Origin of the sequence: Paenisporosarcina sp. (assembly GCF_049671445.1) — a bacterium.
In the GTDB taxonomy this organism is placed as follows: Bacteria; Bacillota; Bacilli; order Bacillales_A; family Planococcaceae; genus Paenisporosarcina.
In genome coordinates this window covers 1-15,587 of the sequence record NZ_JBATUX010000088.1, presented here as the reverse complement: position 1 = coordinate 15,587, position 15,587 = coordinate 1, and the positions used below count along the sequence as shown (strand labels likewise).

At 38.5% G+C, this 15,587-nt stretch carries 15 protein-coding genes; 10 read left to right on the top strand and 5 right to left on the bottom strand.

The window, feature by feature from the left end; translation table 11 throughout:
- Positions 1–4: 4 nt before the first annotated feature.
- The 3 genes from WBG45_RS11240 to WBG45_RS11230 form a co-directional block, all read right to left on the bottom strand.
- Positions 5–1,288, bottom strand: coding sequence for an ammonium transporter (locus WBG45_RS11240; protein WP_424414603.1), 1,284 nt, complete (start codon positions 1,286–1,288; stop codon positions 5–7).
- A 12-nt stretch (positions 1,289–1,300) separates the two neighbouring features.
- Complete coding sequence (locus tag WBG45_RS11235; RefSeq protein ID WP_424414601.1) at positions 1,301–1,642, bottom strand: P-II family nitrogen regulator; 342 nt, start codon at positions 1,640–1,642, stop codon at positions 1,301–1,303.
- A gap of 332 nt (positions 1,643–1,974) precedes the next feature.
- Positions 1,975–2,136, bottom strand: a complete 162-nt coding sequence (locus WBG45_RS11230) for a hypothetical protein (RefSeq protein WP_424414599.1) — start codon at positions 2,134–2,136, stop codon at positions 1,975–1,977.
- Between the two features lie 175 nt (positions 2,137–2,311).
- Here WBG45_RS11230 and WBG45_RS11225 point away from each other — a divergent pair, with 175 nt between their 5' ends.
- From WBG45_RS11225 to WBG45_RS11210, 4 genes are all read left to right on the top strand, one after another.
- Positions 2,312–3,436 (top strand): amidohydrolase, encoded by a 1,125-nt coding sequence (locus tag WBG45_RS11225; RefSeq protein WP_424414646.1) that lies wholly within the window; start codon positions 2,312–2,314, stop codon positions 3,434–3,436.
- Between the two features lie 129 nt (positions 3,437–3,565).
- Positions 3,566–4,285 carry a 3-ketoacyl-ACP reductase gene (locus WBG45_RS11220; protein WP_424414597.1) on the top strand — a complete coding sequence of 240 codons (720 nt, stop codon included), beginning with the start codon at positions 3,566–3,568 and terminating at the stop codon, positions 4,283–4,285.
- Between the two features lie 169 nt (positions 4,286–4,454).
- Positions 4,455–5,510, top strand: coding sequence for a calcium/proton exchanger (gene cax, locus WBG45_RS11215; protein WP_424414596.1), 1,056 nt, complete (start codon positions 4,455–4,457; stop codon positions 5,508–5,510).
- Between the two features lie 607 nt (positions 5,511–6,117).
- Positions 6,118–7,191: an FAD-dependent oxidoreductase gene (locus WBG45_RS11210; RefSeq protein ID WP_424414594.1), complete on the top strand. Its 1,074-nt coding sequence runs from the start codon at positions 6,118–6,120 to the stop codon at positions 7,189–7,191.
- 260 nt (positions 7,192–7,451) lie between these two features.
- On the opposite strand, the gene WBG45_RS11205 is transcribed toward WBG45_RS11210, so the two are convergent.
- Positions 7,452–7,625 carry a hypothetical protein gene (locus tag WBG45_RS11205; RefSeq protein ID WP_424414592.1) on the bottom strand — a complete coding sequence of 58 codons (174 nt, stop codon included), beginning with the start codon at positions 7,623–7,625 and terminating at the stop codon, positions 7,452–7,454.
- A gap of 197 nt (positions 7,626–7,822) precedes the next feature.
- On the opposite strand from WBG45_RS11205, the gene WBG45_RS11200 reads away from it, so the two are divergent.
- From WBG45_RS11200 to WBG45_RS11175, 6 genes are all read left to right on the top strand, one after another.
- Positions 7,823–9,040: an alanyl-tRNA editing protein gene (locus WBG45_RS11200; protein ID WP_424414645.1), complete on the top strand. Its 1,218-nt coding sequence runs from the start codon at positions 7,823–7,825 to the stop codon at positions 9,038–9,040.
- A gap of 75 nt (positions 9,041–9,115) precedes the next feature.
- Positions 9,116–11,233: a DNA topoisomerase 3 gene (locus tag WBG45_RS11195; protein ID WP_424414591.1), complete on the top strand. Its 2,118-nt coding sequence runs from the start codon at positions 9,116–9,118 to the stop codon at positions 11,231–11,233.
- A gap of 11 nt (positions 11,234–11,244) precedes the next feature.
- Positions 11,245–11,667: a protein-tyrosine phosphatase family protein gene (locus WBG45_RS11190; RefSeq protein WP_424414589.1), complete on the top strand. Its 423-nt coding sequence runs from the start codon at positions 11,245–11,247 to the stop codon at positions 11,665–11,667.
- 396 nt (positions 11,668–12,063) lie between these two features.
- Positions 12,064–12,489: a hypothetical protein gene (locus WBG45_RS11185; RefSeq protein WP_108584905.1), complete on the top strand. Its 426-nt coding sequence runs from the start codon at positions 12,064–12,066 to the stop codon at positions 12,487–12,489.
- Positions 12,490–12,668: 179 nt separating this feature from the next.
- Positions 12,669–13,466, top strand: coding sequence for an alpha/beta fold hydrolase (locus WBG45_RS11180; RefSeq protein WP_424414587.1), 798 nt, complete (start codon positions 12,669–12,671; stop codon positions 13,464–13,466).
- A gap of 196 nt (positions 13,467–13,662) precedes the next feature.
- On the top strand, positions 13,663–14,961 hold the full coding sequence (locus WBG45_RS11175; protein ID WP_424414585.1) for a M48 family metallopeptidase: 1,299 nt from the start codon (positions 13,663–13,665) through the stop codon (positions 14,959–14,961).
- 85 nt (positions 14,962–15,046) lie between these two features.
- On the opposite strand, the gene WBG45_RS11170 is transcribed toward WBG45_RS11175, so the two are convergent.
- The gene (locus tag WBG45_RS11170) at positions 15,047–15,538 is read right to left on the bottom strand and encodes a transporter (RefSeq protein WP_424414584.1); all 492 of its coding nucleotides are present in this window, start codon (positions 15,536–15,538) and stop codon (positions 15,047–15,049) included.
- Positions 15,539–15,587 lie beyond the last annotated feature (49 nt).

Here is a 15,587-nt window from a genome sequence, read left to right as displayed (position 1 = left end):
TAAACTATCGTGCTTCTACTGATTTTCCGAGCTGTGTAAGACGTTGTGCAAAATCATCAGAGAGAGGTGCTGACCCTCTAAATGCGTCTTTTAATTCATAAGCTTGAGTACCATGTTCAAAGAAATCTAGACCAACAATTTCTGCCTCTTTTGAAACACGTAATGGGCTAAACGAGCGAATTGCAAGCAAGCTTCCTCCGACAGTTAGTGATGTCCAAGCTATGATAGCTGCAACACCAACCAATTGAACCCCAAGTATTCCAAAACCGCCTCCATAGAATGTGCCGCTAGTTGTATCGAACAAACCTACTGCAAGTGTTCCCCAGATACCGCCGATACCGTGGACAGATATCGCGCCAACGGGATCGTCAATTTTTGCTTTGACATCGAAGAACCGAATGCTTTCAGTCATGATGACCCCAGCGATAAGTCCAATTGCGATTGCCCCAACTAGAGAGACATTCGCACATCCTGCTGTAATACCAACGAGCCCGCTAAGTGCACCGTTTAATGACAGGGAAGCATCCATATGTTTGTAGCGGAATTTTGTGTGTACAGCTGTAGATAAAACCGCTGCAGATGCTGCAAGTAATGTGTTTGCAATGACTGTCGGAACTAATGTCGTGTCTGCGGCTAACGTACTTGCACCATTAAATCCAAACCATCCAAGCCATAAAATAAATACACCAAGCGCTCCAAGGGGAATGCTATGGCCAGGAATGACATTGACGATTTTACCGCTATATTTTCCAATACGAGGACCGATTAACCACGCTGCAACTAATGCACCAACCGCTCCTGTTAAATGAACGACTGATGATCCGGCAAAATCAATGAAACCAAGTTCAGATAACCAACCGCCGCCCCAAACCCAGTGTCCTACAACTGGATAGATTACTCCTGTCATAGCGACCGTTAAAAGAAGATAAGAAGATAATTTCATTCGTTCTGCAACAGCTCCTGAAATAATGGTTGCACATGTTGCAGCAAATACTGCTTGGAAGACGAAGAATCCAATATCTTCACGTCCAAAGAGTGCAAAACCTTCCGTTCCAATAATTCCGAATGCTGAAGGGCCAAACATGAATGCAAATCCTACTATAAAATAGAGAATTGAGCCCAGTGATACGGTCAATATATTTTTCATTAAAATATTGACGGTATTTTTTGAACGAGTAAATCCGGTTTCGACCATCGCAAACCCTGCATGCATAAAGAAAACTAAAATTGCACCTATCATCATCCACATCATGTCAACAGAGCTTTGTACTGCTTCAATTGCCTCCATATTTACTCCCCCTTAGTATACGGCTACAGCGCCGCGTTCTTTTGTTCGAATTCGAATGGCCTCGTCAACTGGGAAAATAAAAATTTTTCCATCCCCAACTTCCCCTGTAGCTGCGTACTCTAAAATAGCTTCAATAACAGGTTCAACTAATCGTTCTTCAACGACCATTTCCAATTTTAATTTTGAAGAGAATTCCATTTCATACACATTTCCACGAAAAAGTCCGGTTCTGCCTTCTTGTCTTCCACACCCAGCAATTTCAGTTACACTCAGACCATCAATACCTTCTAGTGCCAATGCTCTCCGAACATCTGGAAATACATCTGGACGAATTATTGCCTCAATTTTTTTCATAACCTTTCTCCTTTCGTGTTCTTTTACTAACATATGTTAGCTTTCCTAACATGATAATTCAAAATAGTTAAATAATCAAACTATTTTTAAAATTAATGTTAGATTATCTAACATGAAGTGAAAAAATGCCAGGTTTGAAGCCATAAAAATAGCGGCCGTTGTAAGAATAACGGCCGCTACTAAATTTTTGTTGTGTCAATCAATCTTCCAAATTCTACGTTTACAATTAAACCCTCAAGATCTAACTAATTTCCTTGGTGTGATAATTCCGGATGCATGTGTAAAGACGTACTTCAACCATTTCAAATGGTATTTCGAGAGTGAAAATTAGCTTAATGGACAACTAGTAACAATGAGTGGACGGAAATTGCTATTGAATGGACGACCACGCCCATCGAGTGGACAGAAATCAAAGTTGAGTGGACAACAAACCATAATGAGTGGACAACCCACCAAATCATCATGATTCCGCCAATCAAAAATATTAATTTCATGTTAGAACTAAGTTAATTCATTCACCTAGGAAGGGGAATTTCAATTTAAAGAGAATTGTAAGTAGAGTGTTTCTGAAAATGATTGTATCGAATATGCTTCGCATCGTATAAAGTATATCTATATTGTATAATTATACATAAAACTAACACAATAAAGGAGTAGAACAAAATGAAAATGAACAACCAAATAGAACAACAAATTCAAAATTGGTTTTCTCATTTCCATGCCCATCCTGAAATAAGTTGGAATGAAATCAAAACAACGGCAAAAATTGCATCCATATTGGATGAACTGGGCGTGTCATATAAAACATTTAGTGATGTCACTGGAGTCGTAGCTGAAATTGGCTACGGTACAGAAGTAGTTGCTGTTCGGGCGGATATCGATGCACTGTGGCAAGAAGTAGATGGAGTTTATCAAGCGAATCATTCGTGTGGTCATGATGCCAATATCTCAATGGTTCTTGGTGCATTGCTTTATTTGCAAGGACATTCATTGGATAAACGAATTCGGTTTATTTTCCAACCAGCAGAAGAAAAAGGGAACGGTTCCATGGCAATGATGGAGCGTGGGGCAGTTGATGATGTTACATATTTATTTGGCATTCATTTACGGCCAGTTGAAGAATTGCCTTTTGGAAAAGTAACACCTTCAATCCATCACGGAGCGGGTGTTTTTTGTGAAGGGAAAATTGTAGGCGGGGATGCTCATGGCGCACGTCCTCACCAAGGAAAGAGTGCCATTGATGTTCTTGTTGCCATCCATCAATTTATCAAGTCGATTTACGAATCACCATTTGAACCGTACTCGGTAAAACTAACAAACATGCACGCAGGTGGGGAAAGTCTCAATATTATTCCAGGGACGGCTACTTTTGCTATTGATGTACGGGCACAATCCAACGAAGTATTGACTCGCTTGCAAGAAAAAGTGAGTGCAGGGTTGACTAGCATAAGGACTTTGTTTGATGTGGACATGTCATATGAATGGAGTGATTACACGCCAGCTGCAGAGGTATCTGAAGATGCGGCTAGCCTTGCAGATGCAGCAATACGTGAAGTGGTGGGTCAAGAACATACAGCTCCCGCAGTTATTACCTCAGGAAGTGATGATTTTCACTTTTACACAATCAAGTATCCTTCAATAAAAGCAACCATGATCGGTGTTGGCGCAAATCTATCACCGGGTCTCCATCATCCTAACATGTCGTTCAACCGCGACGCGCTGGACATTGGTGCCAGAACTCTTGCTGCGACCGTCTTACAAGCAGCTATTCAACAAAGCCCAGGGCTAGAATGAAGAAAAGAAGTAACCGAGGCAGTTTTCTTTTAACGGATCTTTTGATTCGTTATACTGCCCTAGAAGAACTGTTTCGACTAAAGAAGTAAGAAGCATTCTCTATGTAAAGATGATAAGGAGGAATCCATTTTGTCAACAAATCTAAAAGGCAAGAACGCTATAATTACAGGTGCAGGACGGGGGATCGGTCGTGCAATAGCCATCGCACTAGCAAATGAAGGTGTTAATGTGGGTCTACTTGCTCGTTCTGAGGGACATTTGCAAGAAGTGGTAAAAGAAACAGAAGCACAGGGTGTGAAAGCTGTTTTCGCAACTGCTGATATTTCTTCAAATGAAGAGGTTACAAAAGCCATTCTTTCATTGACTAGTGAGCTTGGAACCGTCGATATTCTAATTAATAACGCAGGGATTGCGAAATTCGGTAAATTTATGGACCTTGAAGTTGAGGAATGGGAAAAAATCATTCAAGTCAATTTGATGGGCGTGTATTATGTGACTCGTGCTGTATTGCCGGGAATGATTGAACGACAATCTGGAGATATTATCAATATTTCTTCTTCTGCAGGTCAAAAAGGTGCACCAATCACAAGTGCGTATAGTGCATCCAAATTTGGTGTTATGGGCATTACCGAGTCATTGGCAATGGAAGTGCGCAAACATAATATTCGAGTGTCTGCATTAACTCCAAGTACCGTAGCCACTGATTTAGCGATTGACAATGATCTAACAGATGGAAATCCTGATAAAGTAATGCAACCTGAAGACATTGCCGAATTTATCGTTTCACAATTAAAATTAAATAAACGTATCTTCGTAAAAGAAGCGGGACTTTGGTCAACAAATCCATAGAATCTTCTTAAAAGATGATGCCAGGTTGAGAGTAGAATATTACTCTCTTACCTGGCATTTTCTATTTTTGAAAAACAATTTCAATACATGTGTAATATTTTCATTTACTTGGGTATGGATAAGGAATACTATTTATTTCATTTCATTTCATTAATTGGAGCGTGAAGGTATGAATTGGATTTTTACTATTCTTGTCATGATTGGAGTGCCATTAACGGCTGTCGGGTCGTTTATGCATTGGTCAAGCATTGCCATGTTTATTATTTGTTCAATCACTGTAGTTGCGATTTCAAGTTTTATGGGCCGTGCAACAGAGAGTCTCGCGATAGTGAGTGGACCTCGAATTGGTGGTTTGCTTAATGCTACATTTGGTAACGCAGTTGAATTAATTATTTCGATATTTGCATTGAAGGCGGGGTTAATAGGTGTCGTATTAGCATCATTAACAGGATCCGTATTGGGGAACTTATTGTTAGTAGGAGGGCTTTCCTTTTTCTTAGGAGGCATTAAATTTAAACGTCAGAAGTTCAGCGTTCACGATGCACAGCATAATTCCGGCTTGCTTGTTTTTGCTGTCATTGTGGCATTTGTGATTCCAGAAATCTTTTCAATGTCTATGAATGAAACGAAGACGTTACAACTCAGTGTCGGGATTTCGGTAATAATGATTGTTTTGTATTTAGCAGGACTATTTTTCAAATTGGTCACACATCGTGGTGTGTATGCTCATAGTGAAGAAAGTACAGAATCGGAACATGAAGAACCAGAATGGACTAAGAAAAAATCATTAACCATTCTAGTATTGGCGACATTAGCGGTTGCATTTGTATCGGAGAGCCTGGTACATACATTTGAAGCAGTTGGAGAGCAATTTGGATGGTCTGAATTATTTATTGGGGTTATCATTGTTGCCATTGTTGGGAATGCTGCAGAGCATTCGTCAGCCATATTAATGGCGATGAAAAATAAAATGGATGTTGCTGTGGAAATTGCCATTGGTTCTACTTTACAAATCGCGATGTTTGTCGCACCAGTGCTAGTTATAATTTCTTTATTTATGCCAACAGCGATGCCACTGGTATTTACGATTCCTGAACTCGTTGCCATGGCGACAGCTGTTTTACTAACGATTAGTGTGTCAAACGACGGTGAATCCAACTGGTTTGAAGGACTCACATTACTGGCAGCATATTTAATAATGGGCATAGGATTTTTCTTGTTGTAAAAGTAGTTAAAATGGAAGTTTTACTTTTAGGCTATGTTAAATGTGGCTGTTGATATTCCGCAAAACAGTTACGCTTTCCGCGGGCTTGCGCCGAATTAACTCGGACTTAACGTCCGAGTGGATTTCAGCACTTCGCTATTCCCGCTGGAGTCTTCACTGTTTTGCTCCATATCACTAAATCGAAAGCTATGTCATATACTTGTTCACTAGAATGATTGTAGTAGAAGGTGGTGGGAAAACATGGTGCTCCTGCGGTTACTCGTCGCAAAATGAAGGGCTAAGAAATTTGACAATGCCTTCGTGACCAACATTCCTGTTGGCCAGAGGAGGCTAGTGGAACGCCCGCGGAAAGCCTCCGCCTGTTTCTGTTTCTGTTTCTGCATCGCTTTGCTAGCTTCGAAACATGAAAGTGCGCTGCATCGCTTTGATAGCTTCGAAACATGAAAGTGCGTTGGAACGAAAATCAACAATATCGTTTAACTGAGCCTACTTTTAAATAATAGTGCCAGCTACCAAATTAGTCATTGGGACAGAAAAAGGTTCTACTAAAGACTTTGGTGCTTGGCACTTTTTCTTTCGAAATTATGTAGATTAGAGGTGAATCGTTTTGATAGATTTATTGTTAGTAGGAGGCGGTCATGCGCATTTAGGAATTTTGCGGAGAATCCGAATGAAGGCTGTTGATTACAACGTAACACTTATTTCAGCTTCAACTTACCAATATTATTCGGGGATGTTTTCTGGATTTACCGAAGGATTATATTCAGAGCAAGAGATTCGAATAAATTTAGCCGAGTTATGTGAGCAAGCAGGAGTGCAGTTTGTTGAAGATACAATTGTTAAAATAGACGCTGCTAACCGCAAATTGGTTGGTGCTACTGGCAAAGTATACGATTTTAAGTTGGTTTCATTTGATATTGGATCAAGCATTGGGGATATTGATGGCTCGATGAAGCAAATAAAAATCAAACCTAACTTTGTGTTCCCAAAGGAAATTCATTCGTTTCGCGAAACAGCGTTTCCGGTAGTTGTAGGTGGGGGAGCGGCAGGAGTTGAAATGGCCTTGTCAGTTCAGGCATGGCGATTAAATAATGGCTTTAAACCAAATGTCACTGTCATCAGTTCTTCGCCACTCTTATCTTCAGTAAGTGAAAAAGCCTCGTCAAAAATAATGAAAATTGTTAAACAAAAAGGCATTGTTGTTTTTGATCAAGATGAAATAAAAGAGACGTCTAGACAGCAATTGATTACTAAAAGTGGGAAGCGAATAGCGTGCTCAGAACTTCTCCCATTAACTGGCCCCAAAGCGAGTTCTTTGTTCACTAATTCTTTATTACCACAGGATGAAAATGGATTCTTATTGGTGGAAAGTACATTACAAGTAAAAGACTTTCCTTGCGTATTTGGCGCAGGCGATTGTGTTAGTATACAAAACAACCCGCAGTTACCTAAAAACGGTGTGTATGCTGTGAGACAGGAACCTGTATTATGGGGCAACATCAATCTCTATTTAACAGGTAAACCCTTAAAAAGCTTTGTACCTCAAAAGAAATTCTTATCGATTTTGTCGGTGGGTCAACAAGAAGGACTCTTTACATATGGTGACAATGCCTTTTATGGTAAGTGGGCATGGAGACTAAAACATAGCATAGACGTGAAATTCATGGGAAAACACAAATGAAATCAGGCACAGAAAAAGCTTCTGACCACGATTCAAATAGAAATCATGATGTTTTTGAAAGAAAATTTCTTGAATGGCCCATTCGCTGTCGCTTGGAGGGTTTTTCAGAGTGGATTTTTGATGAGCTATTGCTCAGTTGGAAAATACACGCTCCAAGTTGGAAAATATGAAGGCCAAGTTGGAAAAATCGTGATTCAAGTTGGAATCGAGATGTTTTGAAGCCTGAACGAATGGTGCCCTAACAGAAAAAGCTTTTGACATTAATCAGTCAAAAGCTTTTTCTGTGCTAACTTATCTGCATGGTGAGCAATTTCAGAAATCGACTGAAATTGTAGTCCAGTATTACGGTTTATCGATTTAACAATATCTGATTCATTATTTATAGATACTTTTTTAGCAGTCAGTATTGTTGGATCGTGTAAACTACTAATCATTATTCCACGGAATGTATGTAGAATATCCCTACGAGTGTGGGTAGGTAAAGTCGTGGAAATTTGTTCATTCTCTAAATGTTTAAAGTCTATATTCATTCAACGACTCCTCGATACAAAATGATGGTACAGTACTCTATATACCCTTTTTCCCTACATATTACACAATTGTGCTTAAAAGTGCGCAAGTAAAGGAGCTAATTAAAATGAAACGAAAATTATTTTATGCAGATGCTTACCGTCAAAGTGACAGGACGAAAATTGTCAGTTTAGCTAAAGATGAATTAGAAAGATGGTACGTGACTTTAGAAGAAACTCTCTTTTATCCTACTGGTGGAGGACAACCTCATGATGTCGGTCGAATAAACAACTTAGTAGTTTTCGATGTGGAAGAAGTAGAAGATGAAATTCGTCATTTTATCGCAGAACCTTCCTTACAAGTTGGCCAATCAGTAGAGCTAGAGATTAATTGGCATCGTCGTTTCGACTTTATGCAACAACATACAGGTCAACATATTTTGACTGCATCCTTTGTAGAGTTATTTGGAATACAAACGACTAGCTTTCATTTAGGAAAAGAACTAGTAACGATTGATCTTGATGTGAAAAAGGTCTCTGATGAGCAGTTACTTGAAGTAGAAAAACGAGCAAATCAAATCATTTTAGAAAATCGTCCGATTGAAACAAAGTGGGTTAGCAAAGATGAACTGGCAGCATATCCTTTGCGAAAAAAAGTGGCTGTTGAAGAAGATATTCGATTAGTTATTATTCCGGATTTTGATTATAACGGTTGCGGTGGAACTCACCCCTCGTCGACTGGACAAATCGGTGGATTAAAAATCCTTGATACAGAAATGCAAAAAGGTCATGTGCGGATTCATTTCGTTTGTGGCAACAGAGTGCTAACTCAACTACATCGCAAACAAAAAACAATGCAAGAAGTAACTCGCTTATTAAGTGCTTCAAAAGATGGAGTAGTCAACTCTGTGAAAGTATTATTGGATAATGGTAAGAAGCTTGAGAAAACGATGGAAGATTTACAAGAACAATTGTTGAACTACGAAGTGAAAGAAATTTTAAGCGGAATGAAGGAAGGCACTGCGTCTATTGAACGTGTATTCCAGCATAGAGCCATCCAAGAATTACAAAAACTTGCACGTCTTATCGTGACAGAAGCAACGAACAGTCAGTTAATTTTCATCGCTGAAAATGATGGGTTACTACAAGTAGTACTGGCCCGGGGACCTGACAATCAAGCGAACATGAAACAATTAATAGCAAAAATCCTGCCACTCATCAACGGGAAAGGTGGGGGCTCAGAATCCTTTGCTCAAGGCGGAGGCTCAACGGATCTAACAGGTGAACAACTTTTAGAACAAATTCATGCATTTATATATATTGATATAGCAAAACCTTAATATGAAAAGTAGAATGTACGTTCGGAAAATGCTATAATTTCCCTATGGATTTATATGAAGAAAGGTGGGGGTTTGGTGAAACCAGTGATTATTGCAGAAAAACCAAGTCAGGCAAAAGCGTATGCAGATGCTTTTAAAGTGAAAAAGCAAGAAGGTTTTTTTGATGTGCAACCATGTGAAGCATTTCCACAAGGCGCCTACATTACTTGGGGAATCGGCCATTTAGTCGAACTGCGTGATCCAAAGTCTCACGATCCGAAGTGGGCCAAGTGGTCACTTCAAACATTGCCAATAGTACCAGATGAGTTTCAGTTTCAAGTGGCTAAAGGAAAAGCGAAACAATTTGGCATTATTAAAAAACTCATTTATGAAACAGATACGGTAATAAATGCGTGTGACGTCGATCGAGAAGGCTCAAATATTTTTTACAGTATTTTTGATTACACCCGCGCACGCAATAAAACAATTAAGCGATTATGGATTAACTCGTTAGAAGTAGATGAAGTACGAAAAGGATTTCTTCACTTACAAGATAATCGCAAAGATTTGTTAATGTATGAAGAAGCAAAAGCACGTCAAATGAGTGATTGGCTCGTTGGAATGAATGGGTCCCGACTTTACACGCTACTCATTCAACAAAAAGGAATTCGAGAAGTGTTTTCCATTGGACGAGTTCAATCCCCCACCGTATATCTGATTTACCAACGTGCTCTTGAAATCGAACGTTTTGTGCCGGAAGCTTTTTATGAACTAGAAGGAACGTTCCAGGCTGAACACGGTTCATATAAAGGCAAGGTGAAAGGTAAGATGAAGGTCATTGAAGAAGCACAGGAGCTTTTACAAAAACATCAATTAACCGGTACTCTTCCAGGAACGGTTCAGCAATTAAAGAAGGAAGATAAGAAAATACTTCCTCCAAAATTGCATGCTTTATCGACCATTCAAGCCACTGCCAATCGCAACTGGAAATACAGTCCTGCGAAAGTATTGTCTACGATGCAGAGTTTATATGAGAAGAAACTCGTCACCTATCCTAGAACAGATACTCAATTCATTACACCAAACGAATTTTCATATTTAGAAGGCCAAGTTGAAGCTTATCAACAGCTAATTCAACAACCTTTCCACGTTGTTTCAAGAAATCCAAGTAAACGCTATGTCGACAGTTCAAAAGTGCAGGAACATTATGCGATCATTCCTACTAAAAAAATCCCGACTGAGAGAGTTTTAGCGGGCTTGTCTCGTGAAGAACGTAATTTATATGAAGAAGTTCTGCGTACAACACTTGCCATGTTCCATTCAAATTACTTGTATCAAGAGACGACTGTGACCACAGAAGTAAACGGACTTTCATTTTTATCAAGCGGTAAAACGGAAATTGATAAAGGGTGGAAAGCATTATTCTCAAATGATAAAGAGGCAAAATCAGCAAAAGAGCCCACCTTGCCAAAACTGACACTTCATGAACAAGTGAAAAGTAAAGTGGCTATAAAAGAAGGACAAACTACGCCACCTAAGCCATACACTGAAGGTCAATTAATTGCCATGATGAAAACTTGTGGAAAGTTTGTAGAAGATGCAAGTGAAACTGAAATACTAAAAGAAGTGGAAGGTCTCGGAACAGAAGCGACTCGAAGCGGAATTATTGAAACCATAAAGCGACACGGGTATATTGAAGTAACTAAAAACATTGTTGCCATTTCTGAAAAAGGACGAGTCCTTTGTGAAGCAATCGAAGGCAATTTACTTGCAAGCCCGGCCATGACAGCGAAATGGGAAGCATATTTGAAAAAAATAGGAACTGGAGCAGGTTCTTCAGAGTTGTTTTTAGGAAGCATCGCCAAGTACTTAAATCATTTGATCCAAGAAGTCCCTACACAACTTCACGATAAGGTATTTCACATGACGACTGAAACTTTTGTCACTAGGAAAGAAATTGCGACTTGCCCTACGTGTCAAAAAGGAACCATTATTTCAAGAAAGAATTTTTATGGTTGTTCGGGTTATAAAGAAGGCTGCAAGCAGACGTTTCCAGCTAATTATTTAAAAAAGCGTTTATCAGCCAAACATATTGAAGATTTATGTACACAAGGTAAAACAGAAGGAATAAAAGGTTTTGTTTCTAAAGCAGGCAAAACATTCAATGCCAAACTTGTCTTAACAAATGGTCAACTTAAACTAGATTTTCTTTAGGAAGAATACAAATGACTGAAAAAAATTATCAAGCGTTAATTGATGATCGTATTTTTATTGGCGGAGTTGATGATGTGACAAGCGCCATAGAAGAGGAAAAAATTGATGTTGTGTATGATTTGCGAGCGGAAGTTGCTGCTTCTTCAAGTGAAATCAGTAAACAACAACCGATTGTAGACGATGGTGCATTTCAAGATGAGTCTATTCGCACCGGCGTTAAGCAAATTGTTCAAGATTATCAAGACGGCAAGAAAATTTTCTTTCACTGTAATTCTGGCCGTGGCCGTGCAGGAACAATGGCAGTTGCTACATTAATGGAACTTCGCTTAGCAGATACAATCAAAGAAGCTGAAGCGAGAGTAAAGATGGTTCGACCTGAAGTTGATGTGAAACCTCAATTCAAGGATGCTTTAAAACGCATATATGGAGCATAATTAGCATAGAATAAGTAAGCAATCTTCTGTTAATGAAGATTGCTTACTTTTTTTGAGTGCAGAAATTGAACTTGGTTATGCCGTTATGCCAGTAAGTGACACTAGACGTAATTGAGAGTTTTTTATACACCGAATACAGTGTATTTAGTATGTCCTTATTTTAAGGTTAAAGACGCTGTTTAAGTGAATAATGGCCAAATGTCCAGCAATTAAGTCATTGTCCGAATGGATAAAAAAATTATTATTACTTATAAAGAACATCTTGTAACCCTTGTACAGTATGAGTTGTATGCTTCGACAAATTTTGCGAAATGACTGTTAGAGAGCTTTTGACCTATTATTTAACTTAAAAAAGGTGTATACTTGTACTAAGAGAACTTTTAGAAGAGGTGAAGTATGGAGAAAGATCAAATTCCAAGTGCGGTCAACAAGGATTTCTTGACAAATGAATTAGGGTTAATTCAACACTTAAATACAACCATATTTAAGAAAAGAGATTTTTTTGTATTGTCACCGTCGGTTCAAAACAAGTCTAATGGATTTGATTTAAGAGAAGTTAGTTTAAACAAGTATAATCGAATCGCTCATAACGGATATTTACTTATTCGTTACAAAGAACGTTTCTTGATTGCAAAACTTGCTAACTTCAGAAAAAAAATGATGCGTGAAGAACTTAAAGCAACTAGTACTTCTAAAACGTCTCATTGGAAGTTTATTGTTAAGGAATCTCCTACATTACATGTCGTTTGTCAAACTGACAGTGATGAAACGTATCCCCTACAAGAGCCATCAAGTAATCAATTAATTAAATTCTTTCAATAAATAAAGGAAAGCATGCGTATACATCATACGTATGCTTTTTTTGTTGGGAAAAGAATAGTTTTGTAATATTACTGTGTATTTTTTGTCGTCATTTATAACAAAATATTTAAATTCTTGCTTAAAAAATTTTAATACGGGTATTTGTATGACAAAACCTTAAAATGGGAGTTGTTATATTTATGCTTATGAGAGATCATCATCAAATCGAATTATCTAACCTTACTTTAGCGTATCAAGATAGCGGCGAAGGAGATGCTATCGTATTGCTTCATGGGTTTTGTGGTAGTCATGCCTACTTTGATAAGATCATTCCCACATTATCTGAAAATAATCGAGTAATTGTACCTGATTTACCGGGACATGGAGATTCCACATTTCCTAAAGGGAATTATGAGATGGAATACATGGCGGATACGTTAAAAGAATTATTAGACGGTTTGAATCTAGATAAGGTAACTTTATTTGGTCATTCTTTGGGAGGATACATAACCCTTGCATTTGCAGAAAAATATGAAGAGCGTCTTCATGGTTATTCCTTAATCCATTCTACGGCGCTTCCAGATTCAGAAGAAGCAAAAGAAGGTCGAGATGCTGCCATTGAAAAAGTAGAATTAGAAGGTGTTTCATCTCTAATTGAAGGGTTAGTTCCTAAGTTATTTGCTCCTGAAAATATGGAAACTCATTCGAAAGATGTAGAAAAAGCAAAAAACATTGGTTACGAAACAACTACTGAAGGGGCAATCGGCATGTTGAAGGCAATGAAAAATAGACCTGATCGAAATCATGTATTAAAAAACAGTAAACTGCCAGCACTTTTGATTGCGGGTGAAAAAGATCAAGTGATTCCTCCTGAAAAAACATTTTCAGTGCATAAGGATACTATCTCACAAGCATTAATTAAAGGTGCAGGTCATATGAGCATGATGGAAAAACCGGAAATTCTCATTTCAGAAATTCAAGATTTTTTAAAGCCTTGATGGGCCGATAAACGTGAAAGACCATTATTCAAGAGAATAATGATCTTTCACGTTTTTTAATTTCAGTTTATGTGTAAAATTATTCAATAAATTTATAAATATATAGGTATTTATAATTAGTGAGGGATTGACTTTTCATTGAAAACCCTATAATTTTAGAGAGTTATGTAAATTATATACAAAAGGGGAAAGATGGATGAAAACGCCAAATTTAACATCAGACAGAGAAACAATTTACTTTGTACTAGGTAGTATTGTTAGTATTTTTATCTATATTTTTGCAGCTGTTTCAATCATCGGAATTGGCATAGGAGTTTCAATTTTTGCCATTATACTTTATGCGAATTTGATTATGCTTGGATCCATTCGAGGAAATGGTATTCGACTTCAACAAAATCAATTCCCAGATGTTTATGAGCGAGTGGTAACTTTATCTAATGAGATGGGTTTGAAACGTGTTCCCGAAGTATTTATTGTACAATCCGAAGGGGCATTAAATGCATTTGCGACACGTTTCTTGGGACGAGATATGGTCGTCATTTATTCGGAAGTATTCGAACTCGCTCGACAAGGGGGAGCGGCAGAGTTAGATTTTATCATCGCCCATGAACTCTCCCATATTAAACGTAGACATGTATGGAAAAATATTCTCTTAGTTCCTGCAAGTTTCATTCCTTTCTTATCACAAGCTTATAGCCGTTCATGCGAATATACATGTGATAGAGAAGCTGCATATTATACACAAGACGGAATCGCTGCAAAGCGAGCTTTAACGATTTTAGGCTCTGGTAAAGATTTATATTTAGAAGTGAATGAACAAGCTTATTTGGAACAAATCAAAAGCGAATCCAATGTTGCCGTTTGGTTAAGTGAAATATTATCGAGCCATCCGCTTTTACCAAAACGTATTCAATCGGTTGGTCGATTTATGAACGTTGAAGGAACGCCTTCTTATGCTCAAAATCAAGGTAAAATAGCATTTGGTGCTGCTTTGTTATTTGGTGGAATGTTCGGCGTGTACATCTTAACCATCATGTTATTCTCAGCAGGCACAGTTGTGTATGGTAAATTAATTCCAGATTTATTTGCAGATGACCCATTGTATGACGAGGCATCCGGTGATTTTATTGAAGAAGAAACTCCTCTTATGACCGCAGTTTATAATGGTGATGTAGAAGAAGTGAAGGCTTTGATTAATAAAGGTGTTGATTTAGAAGCTAGAGATGTAGATGGCTTCACTGCTTTAGGATATGTTTTGTTTTCTGAGGAGAATGCAATTGGACAACTATTGCTAGACGCAGGTGCAGACCCGAATGCACAAGATAATTATTCAAATGTGCTTGTGGGTGCATTAATGAATAATAACTATGAATTTGCATCAATGCTATATAAACATGGAGCGGATCCAATGTTAGAAGATAGTACAGGGGAGTCCGCTTATTCTTATCTAGGTGTAGATAATGAAGAAGATTTTTTACGTGCCATAGAAGAGTGAACACCATATAGGAAAGAGGACGTTGTGAAAGTCGGGATTGCCGACTTTTATAACGTCCTCTTGTTTTAATTAAAAAGGGGTTTACTTAAAAACAACGGAAAGATGTAATTCTGTCTAAATCCGTTCCGTAGTAATTCCATCTACGTCCATTCCATCTAAATCCTGCAACGGATTGGCGACCGACGAATGTTGGATAAAGCCAGAAAGAACGACCGTTTCTTAGCCATACATAGGTAAAGCGGAACAAGCATCCTCGAATTGCGCCAGGATCTACTGCAAATGTTTGCGCTCCGCCTCGGGTTTGAGCAGGTTGTTGTGGAACGAATGAGGGTGGGGGTCCAGAGGGAGCACTAGTAGATGGACGTCCACCGCCTCCAGGTCCTTGCCCAGGAAATCCGCCTTGACCGGGAAATCCAGGGAAACCACCTTGACCAGGGAAACCACCTTGACCGGGGAATCCTCCTTGACCAGGGAAATTTGGAAATCCAAAGCCTGGCCCTCCTTGTCCAGGAAAGTTTGGGCTTCCAAAGTTAGGTGAGTCATCACCGGGTAGAAATGGGAAAAATTGATTAACCAAAAATGGGTACCTCCTTTAATCTGTATTCGAGTTAGTATATGGCTTTATT